At 68.7% G+C, this 14899-nt stretch carries 17 protein-coding genes; 6 read left to right on the forward strand and 11 right to left on the reverse strand.

Translation table 11 applies throughout. The features are described from left to right. The first annotated feature begins 26 nt into the window (after positions 1 to 26). Positions 27 to 1190 (forward strand): winged helix DNA-binding domain-containing protein, encoded by a 1164-nt coding sequence (locus tag AB0G47_RS31000; RefSeq protein WP_360776786.1) that lies wholly within the window; start codon positions 27 to 29, stop codon positions 1188 to 1190. 24 nt (positions 1191 to 1214) lie between these two features. On the opposite strand, the gene AB0G47_RS31005 is transcribed toward AB0G47_RS31000, so the two are convergent. Next, positions 1215 to 1970 (reverse strand): methyltransferase domain-containing protein, encoded by a 756-nt coding sequence (locus AB0G47_RS31005; RefSeq protein ID WP_360776788.1) that lies wholly within the window; start codon positions 1968 to 1970, stop codon positions 1215 to 1217. A gap of 162 nt (positions 1971 to 2132) precedes the next feature. On the opposite strand from AB0G47_RS31005, the gene htpX reads away from it, so the two are divergent. From htpX to AB0G47_RS31020, 3 genes are all read left to right on the forward strand, one after another. Further along, positions 2133 to 3032, forward strand: coding sequence for a zinc metalloprotease HtpX (gene htpX / locus AB0G47_RS31010; RefSeq protein WP_360776790.1), 900 nt, complete (start codon positions 2133 to 2135; stop codon positions 3030 to 3032). 2 nt (positions 3033 to 3034) lie between these two features. After that, entirely contained in the window at positions 3035 to 3598 is a 564-nt protein-coding gene (locus AB0G47_RS31015) for a hypothetical protein (protein WP_360776792.1), read from the forward strand. Between the two features lie 74 nt (positions 3599 to 3672). Then, a complete protein-coding gene (locus AB0G47_RS31020) occupies positions 3673 to 4017 on the forward strand; it encodes an antibiotic biosynthesis monooxygenase family protein (protein WP_360776794.1) in 345 nt (114 codons plus the stop codon). 64 nt (positions 4018 to 4081) lie between these two features. Here AB0G47_RS31020 and AB0G47_RS31025 read toward each other — a convergent pair whose 3' ends face one another. Then, a complete protein-coding gene (locus tag AB0G47_RS31025; RefSeq protein ID WP_360776796.1) occupies positions 4082 to 5395 on the reverse strand; it encodes a hypothetical protein in 1314 nt (437 codons plus the stop codon). Positions 5396 to 5613: 218 nt separating this feature from the next. On the opposite strand from AB0G47_RS31025, the gene AB0G47_RS31030 reads away from it, so the two are divergent. Continuing rightward, positions 5614 to 6144, forward strand: a complete 531-nt coding sequence (locus AB0G47_RS31030; RefSeq protein ID WP_360776798.1) for a hypothetical protein — start codon at positions 5614 to 5616, stop codon at positions 6142 to 6144. A 111-nt stretch (positions 6145 to 6255) separates the two neighbouring features. Continuing rightward, positions 6256 to 6735: a Uma2 family endonuclease gene (locus AB0G47_RS31035; RefSeq protein ID WP_360776800.1), complete on the forward strand. Its 480-nt coding sequence runs from the start codon at positions 6256 to 6258 to the stop codon at positions 6733 to 6735. A 19-nt stretch (positions 6736 to 6754) separates the two neighbouring features. Here the strand turns inward: AB0G47_RS31035 and AB0G47_RS31040 are convergent, their stop codons facing one another. From AB0G47_RS31040 to AB0G47_RS31080, 9 genes are all read right to left on the reverse strand, one after another. Further along, on the reverse strand, positions 6755 to 7414 hold the full coding sequence (locus tag AB0G47_RS31040; protein WP_360776802.1) for an OmpA family protein: 660 nt from the start codon (positions 7412 to 7414) through the stop codon (positions 6755 to 6757). A 6-nt stretch (positions 7415 to 7420) separates the two neighbouring features. Further along, on the reverse strand, positions 7421 to 8017 hold the full coding sequence (locus tag AB0G47_RS31045; protein WP_360776805.1) for a hypothetical protein: 597 nt from the start codon (positions 8015 to 8017) through the stop codon (positions 7421 to 7423). 32 nt (positions 8018 to 8049) lie between these two features. Continuing rightward, the gene (locus AB0G47_RS31050) at positions 8050 to 8658 is read right to left on the reverse strand and encodes a pilus assembly protein TadG-related protein (protein ID WP_360777083.1); all 609 of its coding nucleotides are present in this window, start codon (positions 8656 to 8658) and stop codon (positions 8050 to 8052) included. After that, entirely contained in the window at positions 8655 to 8873 is a 219-nt protein-coding gene (locus tag AB0G47_RS31055) for a hypothetical protein (protein ID WP_360777106.1), read from the reverse strand. The genes AB0G47_RS31050 and AB0G47_RS31055 overlap by 4 nt, the downstream gene beginning before the upstream one ends. 447 nt (positions 8874 to 9320) lie before the next feature. Next, the gene (locus tag AB0G47_RS31060) at positions 9321 to 10196 is read right to left on the reverse strand and encodes a DUF5936 domain-containing protein (RefSeq protein ID WP_360777085.1); all 876 of its coding nucleotides are present in this window, start codon (positions 10194 to 10196) and stop codon (positions 9321 to 9323) included. Between the two features lie 40 nt (positions 10197 to 10236). Beyond that, complete coding sequence (locus AB0G47_RS31065; protein ID WP_360776807.1) at positions 10237 to 11187, reverse strand: type II secretion system F family protein; 951 nt, start codon at positions 11185 to 11187, stop codon at positions 10237 to 10239. A 73-nt stretch (positions 11188 to 11260) separates the two neighbouring features. Further along, positions 11261 to 12604 (reverse strand): CpaF family protein, encoded by a 1344-nt coding sequence (locus tag AB0G47_RS31070; protein ID WP_360776809.1) that lies wholly within the window; start codon positions 12602 to 12604, stop codon positions 11261 to 11263. Between the two features lie 9 nt (positions 12605 to 12613). After that, positions 12614 to 12943, reverse strand: a complete 330-nt coding sequence (locus AB0G47_RS31075; protein WP_360776811.1) for a TadE/TadG family type IV pilus assembly protein — start codon at positions 12941 to 12943, stop codon at positions 12614 to 12616. A 245-nt stretch (positions 12944 to 13188) separates the two neighbouring features. Beyond that, the gene (locus AB0G47_RS31080; RefSeq protein ID WP_360776813.1) at positions 13189 to 14802 is read right to left on the reverse strand and encodes an AAA family ATPase; all 1614 of its coding nucleotides are present in this window, start codon (positions 14800 to 14802) and stop codon (positions 13189 to 13191) included. Between the last annotated feature and the right edge of the window lie 97 nt (positions 14803 to 14899).

The following is a 14899-nucleotide window of genomic DNA, read 5'->3' on the forward strand; positions in this document are numbered from 1 at the left end:
GATCGACAGTACAGAGGAGATCGCCGATGAGTGTCGCTGTTTCATGGAGCGCGGCCAACGCCCGGCGCATGGAACGGCAGTTCCTGCGTACGCCCGCGAAGCCGGGCGAGGCGACGCCGGCCCAGGCCGTCGACGCGATGCTCGCCGCGCAGGCGCAGGTGCTCTCCGCCGCCGAACTCTCCGTGGGCGTGCGGCTGGACGGCACGACCCGGCAGGACGTACGCGACGCACTGTGGGGCGATTCCCCCAGCCTGGTCAAGACGTTCGGCCCACGGGGCACGATTCACCTCCTGCCGACTGCTGAACTCCCGCTCTGGACAAGTGCGTTGCCCGCCGTACCCGCTGGCCCGAGCCCCTTCAAGGCGGAAGCGGGCATGACGCCCGAGCAGACGGAGGAGGTCGTCGCGGCGATCGGTGCGGCGCTGGACGGGACCCGGCTGACCATCGACGAACTGAGCGACGAGGTGGTGGCGCGGACCGGCCCCTGGGCCGGCGACCTGGTGATGCCCGCGTTCCAGGGCATGTGGCCGCGCTGGCGCCAGGTCATGCACAAGGCGGGCCAGCGCGGCGCGCTGTGCTTCGCACCGAACCGCGGCCGCAAGGTGACGTACACCCGCCCGCCGCACGTCGGGGCGCCCCTGGACGCGGAGACGGCGTCGGCCCGTCTGGTGCGGCGGTTCCTGTACGCGTACGGTCCGGCTACGCCGCGCGAGTTCGCCAAGTGGCTTTCGGGACCCGCGGGTTGGGCATCCGGGCTCTTCGCCTCCCTCGCCTCAGTCGGGGAGATCGAGGCGGTCGACATGGACGGTGAGCCCGAGTCGTACGTGGTGGCGGGCGACACGGCCTTCCCGGAGGAGCCGGTGCGGGGCGTGCGGCTCCTCCCCTACTTCGACGCGTACGTCATCGCCTCCCACCCCCGTGCCCGCCTCTTCCCCGGCCGCGCCTACCAGCGCGCGCTGGCCGGCGGGCAGGCGGGCAACTTCCCCGTGCTCCTGGTGGACGGAGTCGTGGCGGGCGTCTGGCACCAGCGGCGGGCGGGCCGCCGGACGACGGTCACGGTCGAACCGCTGGATCCGCTGAGCGCGGGGCAGGAGCGGGAGCTTGCGGGGCAGGTGGGGCGGGTGGGTGAGGTCCTGGAGGCGCGGGCGGAGTTGGTGATCGGGGACGTGACGGTGGGGGCGCACGCGTAGCGCGTGAATCTGGGGGCTCCGGAGTCAACGCTTCCGGGCGTCGAAGAGGTGCCGGGTGCTGTGGGCGACGAACGGGCCCTCCGCCTCGATCTGCTCGTGCAGCTCCCGCAGCCGGGGCCGGTACTTGTCCACGGAGAAGTCGGGCACCATCCAGACGACCTTGCGCAGGAAGTGCACGACGGCACCGACGTCGTGGAACTCCATCCGCAGCCGCTCGGCCCGGAGGTCGACGATCTGCAGGCCCGCCGCTTCGGCCTCGGCGCGCTCAAGGTCCGGATGGCGCCCGTTCCTGACCTCCTCCGGCTGCGCCCCGAGGAAGTACTCCACGACCTCGAAGACGCTGGCGGGCCCTACGTGCTGGGCGAAGTACGTCCCGCCGGGCCGCAGTACCCGCGCGATCTCGGGGAAGTTCGCCTTCACCGGGTGCCGGCTGGTGACGAGGTCGAAGGCCTCGTCGGCGAACGGCAGCGGAGCGTCCGCTGCGGAGGCGACGACGACCGCGCCGCGCGGGTGGAGCAGGGCGGTGGCCTTGGCGACGTTCGGCGGCCATCCCTCCGTGGCGACGGCGAGCGGCGGCAGTACGGGGGCGGAGGCGAGGACTTCGCCGCCGCCGGTGTCGAGGTCGAGCGAGGCGGAGGCGTGCCGCAGCCGCTCGGCCATGGCGCGGGCGTACCCCCAGGAGGGGCGCTCCTCGGTGGCCCGTCCCTCGAACCAGGAGAAGTCCCAGCCTTCGGTGGGGGCGGCCTCGGCTTCGGCCACGAGGTCATCGAAGCTGCTCATGGCCCGATCCTCGCACCCTGCGGGGCACCGCTCACCTGGATTTCTCCCCTGACGCGCTGACCAGGGATTTATCTCACGTATAGGCGATAAGGGGCACAATCGGTGCATCGGCGCAGTCCGTCGCGCTGCGCGAGGCGGAGCGCGACGTGTTGTGGAGGAGCCATGGCACAGACCCGATTCGCTCCCGACCGCGGGCTGACCTCGCGCATGGTCACGACGATGTTCTTCATCGGCCTGCTGTACGTCGTGGTCGTCGGCGTCCTGGTGGTGCTGCTCGAGGGCGCCTGGGTGGTGATCACGCTCGTCGCAGGTGGCCTCTTCATCGCGCAGTTCTGGTACAGCGACCGGATCGCCGCGTTCAGCATGGGGGCGCGCGAGGTGACGCCGGAGCAGGCCCCGGAGCTGCACGGCGCCGTCGACCGGCTGTGCGCACTGGCGGACATGCCCAAGCCGCGGGTGGCGGTCGCCGAGTCGGACGTACCGAACGCCTTCGCGACCGGCCGTAACCGGAAGAACTCGATGGTGTGCGCCACGACAGGGATGCTGCGCCGTCTTGAGCCGGAGGAGCTGGAGGGTGTGCTCGCCCATGAGCTCTCGCATGTCGCGCACCGTGATGTCGCGGTGATGACCATCGCGTCGTTCCTGGGCGTGCTGGCGGGAATCATCACCCGGGTCGCCCTCTGGAGCGGCGTCGGACGCGACAACCGGGATCAGAACGCGGCCGTAGCCGTGCTGATCGTCACCGCCGTCAGCGCCGTCGTCTACGCGCTCAGCTTCCTGCTGACCCGACTGCTCTCCCGCTACCGGGAGCTGTCCGCCGACCGTGCCGCCGCGCTGCTGACCGGCCGCCCGTCGGCCCTGGCGTCCGCGCTGACGAAGATCACCGGGCAGATGGCTCGGATACCGACCCGCGATCTGCGCAAGGCGGAGCCGTTCAACGCCTTCTACTTCGTCCCGGCGTTCCACAAGGAAAGCCTCAGCCGCCTGCTGTCCACCCATCCGACGCTGGAGCAGCGGCTCGACCAGCTGGGCCGTATCTCCGCACAGTTGGGACGGTCGTGAGCATGGGTTTCCTCGACGCCATCCTCGGCCGCAGCAAGCCGGTACGCCCCGACCTCGACCAGCTCTTCGCGCTGCCGTCCGCCGCCGTCACCCTGCAGGCCACGGCCGGTTTCGCACCCACCGGCCTCGGGTCGGTCTGTTTCGCCAGCGTGGAGGGCGGGGCGTTCTCGCGGATCCAGGAGGAGGCGCGGGCGCTGCTCGACGGCCCGGTGGAGTTCAGCCAGGACGCGTACGGCTACACGTGGCTGCTCGTGCGGCATGCCACGGAGGACGTCGCGGGCCTGGTCAACGACCTGCACGCGGTCAATACGTCCTTGGCGGAGGCCGGTTTCGGACCACAGCTGCTGTGCTCGCTGATCGGATTCCGCGATGAGCAGGGCCGGGCCCTGGCCCTGGTCTACCTCTACAAGCGCGGCACCTTCTACCCGTTCGCGCCGCGGCCGGGCGAGGGCGAGAAGCGCGACAACCCGGTCGAACTGCAGGTGCGGGCGACGCTCGGGGACGATCTGACGATCGAGCGCGATCTGGCTCGGTGGTTCCCGGTGTGGGGGGCTCCGGGGCTCTGACGGAGGTCAGGTTCACCGTCTCCGCCCAACTGGCGCTTATCCGGGCTTAATTAGGACATCCCTAGGGTTCGATCATGACCACAGAGAGCCGGCCGAGTCAGCCGTCGGAATCCGTCACCTTCATCAACGTCTTCGAGATCGCCGCCGAGGATGTCGATGCCTTTGCCGAGAAGTGGGAGCAGCGGGCCGCGATCATGAGCAAGAAGCCCGGCTTCATCGATACGAAGCTGCATCGGGCGCGGGCCTCGGACGGGCGCTTCCAGCTCGTGAACGTGGCCCACTGGGTGAGCCAGGAGGCCTGGGAGGCCGCCACCGCCGACCCCGGGTTCGCCTCGCGGACGGATGCCGCGCGGGAGTCCAAGGAGACTCCGGCTACGCCGAATACGGGGCTGTACGACGTGGTTGTGCAGTTCCCCTAGCGGTGCGGGGCGCGCGGTCTGTTGAGGTGGGGCCTTCCGCCGGTGGAAGGCCCCACCTCGTGTGCTACTTCTTCGGCGTCACCTCTGGTATGGCTGCCCCGCGTGCCACTCCCGCCTCGAATGCCACGTGTGCCAGGCCGGTCGGCGCGTCCGCCCCGACCCGAAGCGGTGCCCAAAGGGTCGCGAACTCACCGGCGTTCAGGTCCAGTGGAATCCGTGCTGTCAGGGTGGTGCCGTCTGCCGACAGCTCACCCGGGGCCCACCAGTTCTGCGGCGTGCCGTTGCGCCCCCAGTACAGCCGGGGCTCGGTGAACCACATCCCCTGCGGTGCGCGGACGGTGACGGTCTGCGTGCCGATCCGCTCCACGCCGGTGTTCTTCACGGTCACGCTCGGCCAGAAGCTCTCCTGGCCCTGTGCCACGGTCTGCGGGATGCGGCGGTCGGTGATGGTGAGTGAGATCCGGGCCCACTCCGGCAGGTAGTTCTGGCACCGGAAGTAGATGCTGCCGACCTGGAAGGCGTCCTCGGGCTTGCTGGGGTCCCAGCTGTACTGGTGGCTGAAGCCGTCCTGGCCCTCGGCCGCCTGCGGCCACACCAGGAAGCGGTAGTAGCCGGGTTTGTCGCCGAGTTCGCCCATGTGGAAGGCGGGCAGGTCCACCCAGTCCGCCGTGCTGCTGTCGTTGCGCGCGCGCAGGTACTGCTTCTTCGGCAGCGGGGTGAGATGCGAGGGCTCGCCGTCCTCGTGCACCAGTTGGTAGTAGACGTAACCGTCGGCTTCATCGGGCAGGCGCGGGTTGACCAGGTTGATGAAGAGCGTCCGGTCGTGCACGAGGCCGCTGTCCGTGACGTAGCCGAAGCCCGCCTGGCTCTGTCCCTGCTGGTCGGGGTAACGGTCCCAGTTGTTGTCGTAGGGCAGGCGGACGAACGGGCGGCCGGTGCCCTCGGGGTAGTCCTTGTCCCAGTTCGGGTTGAGGGCCTCGACCCGGGGGGCAATGGTGCACACGCTGCCGTTGTCGAGGGTGGCCTCAACCTTGATCGAATAGGACTGGATGTTCTCGCCCCGGACCGTCTTGTCGACGTTCAGGTCGCCGCGCAAGGTGAAGGTGATCAGGTCCCGGTCCCCGACCGTGACCGTGTCGATGACCTCGAACTCCTGACCCGTGCCACCCTCGCCGCGGTCCTTCTTGCTGGTGCCGTGGTCGACCGTGCCCTCGCCGTCCCAGTCGTACTTGATCTCCTTGATCTTCACGCCCTTGGGGGCGGATATCCGGCCGTCGTAGCGGAATTCGCTGTCCCAGGTCGCGAAACGGTTGGCGTATCCGAGAGTGCGGATCTCCGGGGCATTGTTGCCGGCCTGAGCGTTACCGGTGGGGCTCATTGCTCTCCCAACGCATCGAGGGGGATCTGAGCTGACCGTGAACGGGGCCGCCGCCTGAGGCCAACGTTGGCAGCGGCGCAACCCCGATCAACACATCGGACCGTAGTTGCAGCGTCACGGAGACAGAACGGCCTTTCGAGCCAAACGAGGCCATTCAGGCAGTACGTAACACGCGGGCTGTCGTTGGCCACTCATTAGGGATCCGTTGGCGGTGCCTGATGGGATCGATGCATCGGGCCAACGACAACGGGGGTTATCTGATGTCACGTCAGCGCAAGATTCTCACCACCGCACTGGTATCCCTGTCGCTGGCTGCCGGAGGTGCGCTGGTCACCGCGCCTCAGGCGCAGGCCGGCGGCGTGCATGGGCTGCGGTGCGGAGACATGTGGATGACGGAACTCGACACGTCCGGCGAGAACATCGACATCGAGTACAGGAACTGCATCGGCTGGACCAAGACGAAGTTTCGCGCCGAAGGCTACGGCCGCGTCCTGGACGGCGGCGGCTCCCGGAAGGTCGACGCCTTCATCGTGGAGATGCGCGTGGACCGGGGCAACGTCACGGTACAGCGCACCCGGTGCAACTTCACCAAGGCCATCAACACCCACGACGGCGTCAACACCGACTGCGACAGCAAGGCCGTCATCGGGCGCAAGGGCCTGACCGGCGACAGCCGCATCTACATCGACCTGGACTCCGACGGCCGGGGCGGCAAGTGGTACCACCTCGCGGGGTCCGGCCGGGCCTGACCGACCGCACCTGCTCGCCTGCCCCCGGCCTCATACGGCCGGGGGCTTCGCCGTGCTGCGGGACGCTGCCGAGCTCGACGCCACCTCAACCAGGCTGGAGCCAAGCACTGGGTGATCCGCACCCAGCGGGAGATCTACATCCAGCTGTGCGAACAGGTCGGTGACGCAGCTCTTGGCGCGATCGAATTCGCTCACCCCGAGTGGGACCAGAAGCGAAGCCCGGACCTCATCGTCTGGCATGGCGACGAGGAGGACCCGGCCCCCTACGACGCAGATGCCATCGAGCTAGCCATGGAGATCGTCTCGCCGTCCTCGGTGGAGAACGACTACGTCATCAAGCCCGACGCCTACGCCGTCGCCCGCATCCCCGCATGCTTGGTCCTCGACCCGTACACGCGCTCCTGGACGCTCTTCACCGATCCGTCCCCGCGTGGCTACCGGGAGCGCGCCAGCGGCCCCTACGGCAAGACCGTCACCATCGAGGCGGGCGAGCGCACACTGGCCGTCGCTACAGCCGCGCTGCCTCCCGCCAAGGAGTGGCAACTGCGCGACGCCTGGCCCGCGCACCGCACGTCTGCCGGCGCCTACTGAAGGTGCTCCCGGCGACTGGTCAGCCCTGGCTCTCGGAGGGGGTCGTCCCCGTGCCTGCTCCGGAACCCCGCGGGAAGGACACCTCGACCCGGCGGTTCTTCTTGCGGCCCTCCTCGGAGCCGTTGTCCGCGATCGGGTAGTCCTCGCTGTAGCCGCGTACGGCGTAGGTGACCTCCGGGCCCAAGTAGCTCGCCAGTTTGTCGTGCACCGCCTCCGCGCGGTCGCGCGACAGCTTCTTGCCGTGGCTGTACGAGCCGAGGTCGTCCGTGAAGCCGAACACCCGGACGGTGGTTGCCTTTTGGGCCTTCGCCTCCTCGGCGATCGCCTTGATGCGCGCGTTCGCCTCCGGGTTCAGCTTGGGGCTGTCCTTGGGGAACAGCACCTCCGCCTGGAGGGCGAATTTGACGTCGGTGTTGGTGTCCTCGCGGCGTTCCTCGCCGCCGAGGTCTTCGACGACGGACTTGATGTCCAGGACCTTCGCCGGGGCCAGGGTCGCTCCGTCGGCCAGCTTCAGACCGGGGCTGTTGGAGTCGACTTCCTGGGGTGGGGTGGAGGTTGTGCTGTCCGGGGGTGCGCTGGGGTCGTCGTCGTCCGCGTGGGCGGCGGTGCCGGTGAGGAGGATGAAGGCTGTGAGGGTGGCCGTTGCTGTGGCCAGGGTGCGTGATCGTGGGTGGGCCATGGGTCGTCACTCACCCTCGGAGAGTTCTATTGAAGCGGGGGGCATGGTCGGCACCTGGAACTCCACCTTGGTGGTACCTTCCGGCGGGGCCGGGAATTGGGCGTACCAATCGACGGACTGGCTCTGGTTGATCCCGCCCTCGAACTTCGTGCACAGGCACCGCCCTGAGGTGTCCCTCAGCACGAGGTACTTCTTCTTCCCCTGCGCGTCGACGACGCTGGCTCCTGCCAAGGAACCGCCGTTCTTCTTCAGCTCGTTCTCATCACTGCGCCACTCGCTGCCGACCCAGATGCCAGACGTACCGTTCGTCACCCTTCCGTTGATGGTGAGGAAGCCGCCTTCGTCACGGGACGCCGAAGTGACAGTGAGCGTTATGCCATTGCTCTTCACCTCGGCCAAGGCGGCATCAGCAGCCGGAGCCTGTGATTCCCCCTTGTCGTCACCGCCCTTGTCCTCCTTGGTAGATGAGGTCGGGGACGATTCCTTGTCGGACTTGTCGTCGTCTCCACCACCGCCGCAGCCTGCGACCGTGAGGACCAGCCCAGTCGTGATCGCCACAGCGGTCATTGCCCTGCGAGTCATCGTGGTACGCCGGATGTTCATCGCTACGGCTTCCTTCTTTCGTCGATCGCTTGTCAGTCGGCCAAGTGCACAGAGAAGAGAACGGATGCGTCCGGGAGATCATCCAAGTCGAAGTCATCCGGATCGATCTCGAATGAGTCGCCACCGTCACAGTCGAATTCCACAGCCTTCTCGGGGTCGGCCGACGGAGCAAGATCGCAGCGCGGCTTGATGATTGCGGTGGCCTCGGCCTTGGCGTGCTGGGTCTCCGTGCCTGGAATGATCGAGTCACCGACGGTGTAGTTGGTCTCGATCTCCACCCAGAACCCCGGATAGCCGTTCACTTCATCCGGTCCGAAGCCGATGACCTTCGAGTCGTTGTCGGCAGCCAGCGCATCCGCCGCGCCTTGAGCGCCATCACCAGTGAACTTGTCGCCGTCGAGCCAGTCGAGCCACTCGTCTCCTTCGCCGATGGACTCCCCCAGCCCCTCGACGAGTTCCTCCCTCGCGTCCTGCGCTGCCGCCAGAGCCGCCGCATCAGCGGCTGATTGCGCGCCATTGCGTGCGGATGCGGCCTGGGCAAACGCAAAGAACGCGAACGCAACAAAGAGCAGAATCCCCGTCATCCAGATGTAGATGGGGAGAGTCTGCCCTCGGTCACTTCGCCAACGGCTGGGTGTCAGGTGCCGATTACGTCGTTGACCGCATTGCCGATCGCCTGCGAGATCTTGCCGTCCAGCCCCAGTTGATCGATCAACGTATAGATCCCGGCGATCAAAATCATCAACCCCGCATACTCCACAAACCCAGCCCCCGCATCCCGCTCCCTCCCCCGAACCCGGGAAGTCACGGTCACGGTCCAGTCGACCCAGACTCTGAGTACGCGATCCTTCAGCACGACGGCCCCTTCTCTCCCACCCGATACACGCACCGCTGGCGCAACCAATTCCGACGCCGCTCTCGTCATAGGCAACGTACGCGAGATCATGTGACCCAACAGCCACTCTCCGCAACCAATGCCGTTTCAGCCGCGCAAGTTGGCGGGTTCCCTTCCCCGGTGGCGAGGTCATCACGCGCCCCGGAGGGATACGGCGGAGATCCGCGACCGGTCAGTCGGCGGGGCGATATGGTTCACGACTTCCCCTCCCGTGCGCCTTGTGAACTCGCTGTTTGCAAAGGGTTGTTGGAGAGAGTGGGGTCGAAGGGGCGCTTCTTCGAAGCCACTGCACCCCTCCCCCCATCCGACAGACTGTCCCACATCTCGTTGCAGCCGCGAAGAGGTTTCGCCCAGTGGCTTGATAGTTGCGCCCGCCGGCAGGCACCTCGCACCGCTCACAGCAATCCCTCACTTTCCCAGGATCGAGCCGAAGTCCGAACCCGAGCCGAGGAACATTCCCGCCGCGATGAGGATCATCGTCGCCGGGAGCATGAAGACGAGGGTCACCATCGTTGCCTTGGGGATCGTCTTCGCCGCCCTGCGGCGGGAGTTCTGGGCGTCGGTACGGCGCATGTCCGTTGCCAGTTGGATCAGTGTGTCCGCGATGGGGGAGCCCAGCTCCTCGCCCTGCTGGAGCGCCGAGACGAATTGTGAGACCTGTTCCGATGCGTTGCGTCGGCGCAGCTCGTCGAAGGCCTGGCGGCGGCTGACTCCCATGTCCATCTGGCGGAGCGTGATGCGGAGTTCGTCCGCCCACGGGCCCTCGTACTTCTCCGCCACACGGTCCAGCGCCTGGCGGAAGCCCAGGCCCGCCGAGACCACCACCGCCAGGACGTCCAGGAAGTCCGGCAACGTGCGGTCGATCACCTCGCGGCGTTCGCGGATCGCCTGCCAGATCAATGCGTCCGCCGCCCCGATCCCGAAGGCGAAGGTCAAGACGCCGAACAGCGACGAGCCGTTCGAGAAGAAGACCAAGCCCATCACCAGGCCGAAGATGCCGTACACCGCACGTCGCGCCGCATAGCGGTCGATCGTCAGGCCGCCCGGGTTTCCCGCCATGTCGATCTTGCGGCGCTTGGCGTCCACCCGCTTCGGGCCCATCAGGCGCAGGACCAGCGGCGCGAAGCGGATGCCCAGGCGGTCCACCGCCGAGCCCGCCGCCGATACGCGGGTGGCGCCGACCTCCAGGGCGATCGCCAGGTCCGAGGGGAGTTTCATCTCCGCGCGGTACATGCGGATGCCCTGGCAGATGCCCGCCACCGCCAGGCCCATCACCGCCGCCATCGCCAGACCGAAGACACCAGAAGTCAACGTAACCCTCCCCCTACACTTCGATCTTGCCCAGGCGGCGGATCACGAAGAAGCCCACCGCGTACAGGCCCAGCGCGATCAGGATCAGCATCTGGCCCACCGGGGAGCCCGTCACTCGCTCCAGGGCGCCCTCGTTCGACGAGTTGATCAGGAGCAGGGAGCCCACGCCCAGGAGCGGGACCGTGAACGCCGTCGCGTTGACCTCCGAGAGCATCGTGCGGACCTCGCGTCTCGTCTCCTTCCTGTCCTCCAGGGTTTGCGTGAGGTTGCGGAGGGAGTTCACGACCGAGCCGCCCGCCTTGTTGGACAGGACCAACGTCGTTACGAGCACTATCAGTTCGCGGGACGGGAGGCGTTCCGCCAGTTCGCCCAGGGTGTCGTCGATCGAGCGGCCCAGCGTCAGCTGGTCCGCCACCATGGAGAGTTCTTCGCCCGCCGGCGCTTCCAGTTCTTCCGCCGCCATCGCCAAAGACGTACGCAGTGCCAGACCCGCCGCCGTTGCGTTGGCCAGGATGCGGGCCACGTCAGGGAGTTGGTTGATGAACGCCTCTATGCGCTTCTGGCGTTGCCAGTTCAGGAAGACGACCGCGCTCCAGACCGCCACCACTCCCGCGATCGGGCCGAAGAACGGGGCCAGTGACGCCGCCGCTATCAGCCACAGCGCGGCGACGACTGCGACTACGTAGACGAAGAACTCGCCTGCCGTGAGGTCGAGTCCCGTTGCCGAGAGGCGCAGGTGGATGGTGCGGCCCAGGCGCGTGCGGCGCAGGCGGCGGTCCACCGCCGAGAAGCGGCGGCCGCGGCCCGTTGGACCGCCGTCGCCCTCGCCGGGGCCGATCGACAGGCGGTCCACCAGTGCCCGGCGCTGGGCGCGGCCCGTCGCGTACGCGTGGACGCCCGCGACCGCGAGCGTGCCGGTCAGGATGGTGGCGCCGAGGGCCAGCAGGGCGGCTTTGTTCTCCATCAGGCCGTGGCCTCTCGCCCAGGGAGCTGGCCGGGGGGCGCCTGCTCGTGCGCTCGCGCACTCGCCCTCGTACTCATCCGATCGCCTCTCTTGTGTTCAGTACGTCGATGGCCTGCGCGACCCCGAAGCCCTGCGGGACCGGCTCCCCCGCCAGATACAGCCGGTCGGCGACCGGGCGGGGCAGCGGCAGGTGCTCGAAGTAGCCGTGGACCCGGCGGTCCGCGGCGGACGCCTGGCGGGGGACGAAGCGGGTGACCGGGGCGATGCGGAACTGTTCGCGGCCGTGCGAGACGAGGAGGACGATCTCGGCGATCTTGCGGGAGCCGTCCGCGTGCCGGGCGAGCTGGACGACCACGTCCACCGCCGAGTTGATCTGGTCCTTCAGCGCCTCGAAGGGGATCTGGACCTCGGACATGGAGCCGAGCGTCTGGAGGCGCATGAGGGCGTCCTCCGCCGTGTTCGCGTGGACCGTCGCCAGTGAGCCGTCGTGGCCCGTCGACATCGCCTGGAGCATGTCGAGCGTCTCGCCGCCTCGCACCTCGCCGACGATGATGCGGTCGGGGCGCATGCGGAGGCTGTTGCGGACCAGGTCGCGGATGGTGATCTGGCCCTTGCCCTCGACGTTCGGGGGGCGGGATTCGAGGCGGATCACGTGGTCCTGCTGGAGTTGCAGTTCCGCCGAGTCCTCGATGGTGATGATGCGTTCGTGGGCCGGGAGGAGGCCGGAGAGGGCGTTGAGGAGGGTCGTTTTCCCCGAGCCTGTGCCGCCGCTCACGATGATGTTGAAGCGGGCGCGTACGAAGGCGGAGAGCAGGAGCAGCATGTGCTCGTCCAGCGAGCCCAGGTCGATGAGCTCGTGCAGGGTGTACGCGCGGGGGAAGCGGCGGATGGTGAGGGTCGCGCCGGTCAGGGCGAGGGGCGGGATGATCACGTTCACTCGCTCGCCCGTGGGCAGGCGGGCGTCGACCATCGGGTTCGACTCGTCCACGCGGCGGTTGACCGTGGAGACGATGCGTTCGATGGTCTGCATGAGTTGGTCGTTCGAGGCGAATCGGAGGGGGAGTTGTTCGACGCGTCCTGCTCGTTCTACGAAGATCGAGTCCGGGCCGTTGACCATGATCTCTGTGATCGAGGCGTCCGCGAGGAGTGGTTCCAGTACGCCGAGGCCCAGCGCCTCGTCGACCACGCGGCGGATCAGCTGGGCGCGCTCGGAGGTCGACTGGACCGGGCCCTCGCGGCTGATGATGTGGCCCAGTACGCGTTCCAGGCGGACGCGGCGGTCCGCGGCCGTGAGGGACGACATCTCGGCGAGGTCGATCTCTTCGAGGAGCTTGGAGCGGTAGACGGCCACGAGGCTGTCGTCGCGGGTGGGTCCTGCGTCGGTCTTCGGGGTCGCCACGCGGTCGCGGAGGCTCATGGTGTTTGCTCAGCTCCCGTCTGCTGCGTCGTCGTTGGGCATGGTGGCTTCCTTTGTCACGCTCCAGTTCGAGTCCACGAAGGGCAGGAGCGTGGGGACTTGGACGGTGACGGTGGCCGTGGTCGTGTCCGCGCCGCCGCCGATGGCGACGGTGGCGTCGAGGCTGCCGTCCATCGCGGCCTGGCCCGCGGCTTCCCCTCCCTCGCCCTGGGAGGCGACGCGGGCCGCCGCGCGAGCTCCTGAGCCTGCCTGGTTGGCGGCGTAGCCGACCAGGCCGAGTTGGATGGCAGCGAGGCCGATGAGGAGGAGGATGGGGAGGAATCCGGCGAACTCGAGCATGGATACGCCGCGGTCGTCGAAGCGGCTTCTCCTTCCCCGATCCCGCCCCTTCCCGAAACCCTTCCGGCTTCGCCGGCCGCGAGGTGGCCGTAGATCACCGGCTTCGCCGAGTTCGTCCTCAAACGCCGGACGGGCTGAAAGGTCTGCGGCGAGGCTGGAAGACCTACCGATGGGGTGGGTGGGCAGCTGCAGGGCAATCGGGTGGGCGGGCGGGAAAGATCCGCCGCGCAGCGGCGGGCTTGAGTTCATTGCTCATCCCCCTCCTTCGCCGCCCCCGCCTCCCCATTGACCTCCCAGCCCGTGTCCATTCCCGGGAAGAACAGGGGGACCTTCGCGTCGACGTGGGCCTTCCAGACCGTGCCCTCGTCCGTGCAGGACACCGCCGCGCCCTGCCACGCCTCGGGGAGGTGCTCGCGGGCCGCGGCCGTGCATGCCGCCTCGGCGCCCTCGCCCGCTGCGTACGCGGCCGTCGCGGCGCGGGCCGCCTCGTCGGCGGCGTTGCCCGCGAGGGAGAACGTGTAGCCGTACAGGGCGCACTGCCAGAGGATGGCCATGACGGCCAGGATCAGGGGGAACATGCCGGCGAATTCGAGGGTCACAGCGCCCCGGTCGCCGCCCCTTTTCCGCAGGGCCAGCGCGCCGCGTTTCCCGGCGCCCGCCGCCGACTCCACGTCGACCAGGCCCAGTTCGCCCGCCAGGGCCCAGAGGGACTGCTTGACGGTGGACTTGCTGTCCAGGTCCTGCATGCGGCCCGCGTCCACCGCGCCCTGCAGTTCCTTGAACGCCGCGGGGACGGTGGTGCGGGCGACGCGTGTGCCGGTCACCCGCTCGACCAGGGACGGCTGGATCTCCGTGCCCTTGCCGTGACGGTTGACGACGGTGAGCGTCTCCTCGGCCTTGCGGATCTGGAGACGGTCCCACAGGCGGACCATGCGCTTGGCGGCGCGGACCGCGACGACGTCGGGGGTCACCAAGAGGAGGGCCTGGTCGGCCAGTTCGATGGCTGCCGCCGTCGCCGAGGTGACGTACGTGCCGCAGTCGACCAGGACGACGTCGTAGCGGGTGCGGAGGGCGGCGATCGTCTGGCGGGCGACCCGGTCGGTGATCTCCTCGCCGCGTTCGCCGTCGGCGGGGGCCAGGAGGAGGCCGATGCCGGTCTCGTGGGTGTAGACGGCGTCCTGGAGGACGCGGGGGTTGATGTCGGTGATCGCCGCGAGGTCGGCGATGGAGCGGCGGAACTGTACGTCCAGGTAGGAGGCGACGTCGCCGGACTGGAGGTCCAGGTCGAGGAGGGCGACGGTGCGGCCGGATGCCCTTGCGGCGAGGGCGAGTTGGACGGTGGCGAGAGTAGTGCCGACGCCGCCCTTCGCGCCGCTGACGGCGACGACCTGTCCGCCGCCGGGGGTCTCCCCCGGTCCCCCGGTGTAGAGCTCCATGCCGGTGCTGCCGAGGTGGCGGCGCATGCCGGCCGACCAGGCGGCCGCGGCGTGCACGCGTTCGGCCAGGGCGTCGTACGCGAGGGGGAAGCCGACAATGCCCCGGGCGCCGGAGTCCATGGCGGCGGTGAGGAGGCCGGGGCTGGTGTCGGCGGTGATGAGGACGACACCGACCGCCGGGAAGCGGAGCACCAGGTCCCGGATGAGGTCGAGGGCGGGGACGGGGCCGATGCGCTCGTGGATGAGGACGACCTCGGGGAGCTCGTCGAGCGACTCCGCGGCGAGGCGGGCGAGGTGGTCGAGCAGGGCGGTGGAATCGGCTACGGGGAGGGCGGGTTCGGCGTCCGGGAGCTGCCCGATGAGGGTGCTGAGGGCTCGGGCGGCGTCGATGTCGCCCACCGCGGGGAGAATTCTGGTCGTCACGGGCGTTCGCCTCCCGGCAGGGGAGTGGGGGCGCCTGCGGCGAGGGCGGGGGCGGATTCGTTCTCGAGCGGCAGCAGTCGCTGACGAACAGGCCTTT

This window comes from Streptomyces sp. NPDC021622, assembly GCF_040640795.1.
Taxonomy (GTDB): Bacteria; Actinomycetota; Actinomycetes; order Streptomycetales; family Streptomycetaceae; genus Streptomyces.